This window comes from Methylobacterium sp. A52T (assembly GCF_053346095.1).
Genome location: NZ_JBKFBI010000235.1, coordinates 1 through 4,797, shown reverse-complemented (window position 1 = coordinate 4,797; position 4,797 = coordinate 1). Strand labels below are relative to the sequence as shown.

Here is a 4,797-nt window from a genome sequence, read left to right as displayed (position 1 = left end):
GGGCGGCGAGGCCGGCGACCGGAACCGCGCCGGACGGCGGCCCCGACGGCGGCGGTGCGGCCTCGGCCGGCTCGGGCGCGGCGTCCGGTGGCGCGGTGGCCGGTGGCGCGGCCGCGACCGGGACAAGCGTCAGGGTCATCTCGTCCCGCACGAACAGGAAGACGTCCTCGATCGCCTCGCGGGGCACGGCCGCCCGCAGCGTGACGTCCCAGCCGATGGCGAGGCTCTCGGGGTCGAGGGCCGGCAGCTCGGGCAGCGCGTCGAGGCGCGGCACGATCGTGCAGGCGCCGAGGTCGCGCAGCTCGTCGAGGAGCGCCAGGGGATTAGTCCCGTTGCGGAGGATCTCGGGCGCGAACGCGATGCCGATCTGCCAGCCGCCCTCCCCCGCCGCAGCGGGATCGGCGGCCGGCTCCGGGAGGAGCGCGGACGGGGCGGCCGGGCGGGACGCGGCGCCGAGCAGCTGCTCGAGTTCGGCCAGGATGGCCTCGCCGATGATCGGGGCGCTCGCCTCGGGCTCCTCGATGAGGCCGCGGATGTAGTCCTTGGCCGAGAGGGAGACGTTGACGAGGTCGCGGCCGACCGGGACCTCGCCGCGCCGGACGCGGTCGAAGGCGGTCTCGAAGTCGTGGGTGAAGGCGGCGACCTGCTCGAAGCCGAACATGGCGCCCGAGCCCTTGATGGTGTGCAGGGCCCGGAAGGCCGTGTCGATCAGGGCCCGGTCCTCGGGCCGGTCGCCGAGGTCGAGCAGCGTCGTCTCCAGGCGGGCGAGCAGCTCGGCGGCCTCGGCGCGGAAGATCTCCGCGGGATCGAGAGCAGTCATGAGACGAACGGACCCCCGGGCCTAGAACGCAGATACAGAACCAACCGCCCGATCCCGAGCGCGAACGGACGTGCCGATACCGGAGACCGGCCGCGTCCCTCGCGATCAGGCAGTCGAACAGACCGTCCCGGCGCGCGGCGACGGCGCGGTGACGGGACACGACGCGCAGCCGCCGCCGGACCTGCTCGGTTGTATATAATCGGACCAGAAATTTTCGGTTAACGAACAGATTTGAATCCCGAACGGGAAGTATATCCGCAGCCGATCCGAAGAGCTTGATTATCGGATACTGCGATCGTGTGAGACGCGGATCACAGGATCTCGGGCCCGCGGCGCGGCACGGTTCCGGCCTTCACGGCGCATCGGCGCGCGTCAACGAACGTCGATGGACTCGGTCGGGCGTGGACTTGCGTGGACGAACATCGACGTCCACCGGCGCGCAGCCGCGCGGATGCCGGCCGCGGCAGGTCCGTGCGGGCGGCGCGCGGATCGCGACGGGACTGAAACCGGGAACGGGACCCGTCGCGGCCGGTCCGGCGCGGGAAGGCCCGGCCGCGGCGCGACCGCCGACCGGGCCCGAACGGGCTGCCCTCGGAGCGCGCCGGCGCGGCGGGCGCGCTCAGAACAGGTCGATGCCGTCCAGATCGTCGTCGGCGGCCGGCGTCCCGGAGGCCGGAGCCCCCCCGAGCAGGCGCTCGCTCAGGCGCGCGCGAACCTCCCCCAGGGTGCAGCCGGCGATCGCCGCCGCGATCCAGGCCGGGTCGGCCGCGGCGCCCGGCGCCGCGACGCGGTCCGCGCTGTGGTCGGCGAGCCGCCCGAGCTCCGCGCCGGCCGAGCGCAGCAGGCCCTCGACGTTCTGGATGCGCTGCTTGGCCCGGTCCTGGAACTGCATCGCCACGATCGCCGCCGACACGTCCTGCGTGATGGCCTGCGTGGTCTCGGCGGTCTGCTGCAGGATGCCCGCGACCTGCGCGTTCTGCTCGACCAGCGCCCGCATCACCATGCGGACGCGCGTCTCGGCGGTCCGGCTCTCCTCGGACATGTCGATCGCCGCGATGTCGCCCAGCAGGGCATGGCTGCCGCGCAGGCCGGCCGCCATGGTGCCGATCTGCTGCTTGATCACGTCCGACAGGGCGTTGATGGTCGTGGCGAGGCCGCGCACCTCGTCGGCGACCACCGCGAAGGCCGCGCCGCTGGCGCCGGCCCGCGCCGCCTCGATCTTGGCGTTCAGGGCGAGCAGGTTGGTCTGGCGGTTGATCCGCTCGATCTGCGCGACGCTCCCCTCGACCGACGACAGGCCCTCGAGCACCCCGGCGAGACCCTGCGCGAGGGTCGACCCGCGGGACGACATCAGGGTGATCCGCTCGATCAGGGCGGTGAGCGTCTCGCCGAGGCCGGCGGCGACGTCGCCGAGCTGCAGGGTCCGGTCGTCGATCCGGACGGTCTGCACCGAGGCGACGAGCCCCCGGACGATCTCCGACTGCTCGCAGGTCGTGGCGGCGATGCTCTGGAAGCGGTTGGACAGGCCGTGGACGTTGGCCTCCACGTCGGTGGAGACGATCCCGAGCTCGGCGACGAGGGCGTCGAGCAGCGTCCGCTGCTGCGCCGAGAGGCCGAGCCAGGCCTGGAGCAGGTCGGCCGCCTGCGCGGCGGGCGCCGGCTCGGCCGCCATCGCGGCGGGCAGCGGCGCGGGCTCGCTGGACGACGCGTCCGCCTCCGGGAGCGGGGCGGCGGGGATCGCCGCGCCCGATCCGCGCCGGTCATCGAGCCCCACCTCGGACCCCACCTCGGGCCGCATCTCGGGCCGACGGAACCGGGCCGGGACCTGCCTGAGGATGTCGTGGGCGACTTGGAAGGCCATCGGCGGGCGGGTCTCTCGGCGTCGTCCGACGCGCGCGGGTCATGAACAATCCCACGGTCGGTACCCGACCGAGGCTAAGGATCGCCGTTGAAGAAAGCGTTATCGCCCGGCCGCTGGCCGCTTCGGCCGGCACAGATCACAGTATTAGCCAATCAACACTGTCCGAGGGCGGGCAGAGCTCCGTCCTGTGCTGGGTCCGCGTCCGCGTCGGCCGTCCGCGATTGGCCGAACCTTCAGGAAGAATTTACCCGCCGCGGTGTTGACTCGGGCGCGGCGGCGCGTCGCCCCGCACATCCGTCGTCGAGGTCACGAACCCGCATGTCCGAGGCTCCCGTCCTCACGCTCGGTCCCGACTGCACCATCCGGACCGTCCGGGCGCTGCAGGACACGCTGGCGGCGGCGCTTGCCGGCGGGGCGCGCCTCACCCTCGACTGCGCGGCGGTCGAGCGCGCGGACGTCACCTTCGTCCAGATCGTGCTCGCGGCCGACCGGACGGCGCGGGGCCGGGCCGCCGGGATCGCGATGGTCAACGTCCCCCCGGCGGTCGAGAGCGCGTTCCGGCGCGCCGCGATCGAACACCCCAGCGCGCCGCTCCACTAGGCGCGCGTCAGGCACAAGAACGGAATCCGTGTCATGGCCACTGTCCTCGCCGTCGACGACTCGCCCAGCATCCGGCAGATGATCAAGGTGGTGCTCGGCCCGGCCGGCCACACGGTGATCGAGGCCGGCGACGGCGCCGAAGGCCTCGCGAAGGCCAGGAGCGCGAGCGTCAACCTCGTCATCACCGATCTCAACATGCCGGTGATGAACGGGCTGGAGATGATCAAGCAGCTGCGGACGCTGCCGAGCTGCACCGGCGTGCCGATCCTCTTCCTGAGCACGGAATCCGACGAGGCGATCAAGCAGCAGGCGAAGGCGGCCGGGGCGACCGGCTGGATCACCAAGCCGTTCAAGCCCGAGCAGCTGCTCGCGGTCGTGGGCAAGCTCGTCCGCGCCTGAGGCCGCGGCTCTGGCCGCGCCTGGGGCCCCGCTTCGTCGGGCCCGACACCGGGCCCGCCATGTCCCCGCCGCGGACGCGCCGATCCGACCGGCTCATTTCAGGTGGTAGGCCACCCCGGCGATCAGCGCCTTCTCCTCGGTGTTGAGCGTGCGCCGCGGGTCGCCCCCGAACTTGTTGTGCCAGTACTGGAACCCGGCGAAGACCTCGACCCGGTTGGGCGTGCCGGCGACGAGCTGCCCGACATCGAGCACGAGGTTGGTCTGGGAGACGAATTCCAGCTGGGTGTCGTTCTCGTTGAATCGACCGTAGCGCCCCTTGGGCAGCACGATCGTGTTGAAGCCGGCGAGCGACAGCGGCAGCCCGGTGAACGGCAGCGGGATCGTGTAGGTGATCTCGAATTCCGGCGTCATCTTGAACTCGACGCTGCGGAAGTGCGCGTAGTCGAAGCCCGGCACCGGCCCGTATCCGGCGAAGCCGTTGCGGGAGAACTCCTTGTAGCCCTGGACCTTCAGGTTCACGAACCCGGCCGGCACGTCGAAGGCGAAGCTCAGCCCGAAGGTCCCGGCGCGCTTCTCGGAATCGAAGGTCGTGTCCTTGGTGTTGACGTCGGCCCCGAACGACAGGCCGACATCCTTCGCGAGGCCGGGGATGGCCAGGGCCCGCGTGTCGAAGACCTTGTTGAGGCTCAGGACGCCCCGGTAGATCAGGTAGAACTCGGTGGCGCCGACGCCCTCGAACCGGCCAACCTGATTGCCGGCCGGATCCTGGGATCCGGACCGGAGGATGTCGAGGGAGAGCAGGTTGGTGCCGTAGGCCCACGCGTTGGCGTGGAACAGGTTGATGACGGTCTTGGGGACCTCGCGCCCCACGAACTGGCCGTCGGGACGCTGGACCCGGAGGCCGGGCTCCGCCGAGGGCCCCTGGAAGCGGTAGCTCACCACAGTGTCGGAGAAGTTGAAGAAGGACGGCGGCGGCGCCGCCATCACGGTGGCGGCCGCGACGGCGACGGCGGCCTCCTGGCGCCGCGCGCGGGCCGCGGCCGCCGCGGGCGTCCCGTCGGCCGCCCCCGAACCCGGCGTGGCCGAGGAATCGGCCGAGGAATTGGCCGACGACATG

At 72.1% G+C, this 4,797-nt stretch carries 5 protein-coding genes; 2 read left to right on the top strand and 3 right to left on the bottom strand.

Annotated features, from left to right (window positions below):
* Both ACLBYE_RS29590 and ACLBYE_RS29585 read right to left on the bottom strand, forming a co-directional pair.
* On the bottom strand, positions 1-820 hold an 820-nt coding region (locus ACLBYE_RS29590), incomplete at its 3' end, for an Hpt domain-containing protein (RefSeq protein ID WP_447696891.1).
* Positions 821-1,439: 619 nt separating this feature from the next.
* Positions 1,440-2,681, bottom strand: coding sequence for a methyl-accepting chemotaxis protein (locus ACLBYE_RS29585; protein WP_447696890.1), 1,242 nt, complete (start codon positions 2,679-2,681; stop codon positions 1,440-1,442).
* A 318-nt stretch (positions 2,682-2,999) separates the two neighbouring features.
* Between ACLBYE_RS29585 and ACLBYE_RS29580 the strand changes: the two genes are divergently transcribed.
* Together ACLBYE_RS29580 and ACLBYE_RS29575 are read left to right on the top strand one after the other, a co-directional pair.
* Positions 3,000-3,281 carry an STAS domain-containing protein gene (locus tag ACLBYE_RS29580; RefSeq protein ID WP_447696889.1) on the top strand — a complete coding sequence of 94 codons (282 nt, stop codon included), beginning with the start codon at positions 3,000-3,002 and terminating at the stop codon, positions 3,279-3,281.
* A gap of 33 nt (positions 3,282-3,314) precedes the next feature.
* Complete coding sequence (locus ACLBYE_RS29575) at positions 3,315-3,680, top strand: response regulator (protein ID WP_447696888.1); 366 nt, start codon at positions 3,315-3,317, stop codon at positions 3,678-3,680.
* 93 nt (positions 3,681-3,773) lie between these two features.
* Here the strand turns inward: ACLBYE_RS29575 and ACLBYE_RS29570 are convergent, their stop codons facing one another.
* Positions 3,774-4,796, bottom strand: coding sequence for a hypothetical protein (locus ACLBYE_RS29570; RefSeq protein WP_447696887.1), 1,023 nt, complete (start codon positions 4,794-4,796; stop codon positions 3,774-3,776).
* Position 4,797: the final 1 nt, after the last annotated feature.

Excerpts from the sequence above, each read along its gene's own strand:
- ACLBYE_RS29570 (WP_447696887.1), bottom strand. The coding sequence starts at position 4,796 with ATGTCGTCGGCCAATTCCTCGGCCGATTCCTCGGCCACGCCGGGTTCG.
- ACLBYE_RS29575 (WP_447696888.1), top strand. The coding sequence starts at position 3,315 with ATGGCCACTGTCCTCGCCGTCGACGACTCGCCCAGCATCCGGCAGATG.
- ACLBYE_RS29580 (WP_447696889.1), top strand. The coding sequence starts at position 3,000 with ATGTCCGAGGCTCCCGTCCTCACGCTCGGTCCCGACTGCACCATCCGG.
- ACLBYE_RS29585 (WP_447696890.1), bottom strand. The coding sequence starts at position 2,681 with ATGGCCTTCCAAGTCGCCCACGACATCCTCAGGCAGGTCCCGGCCCGG.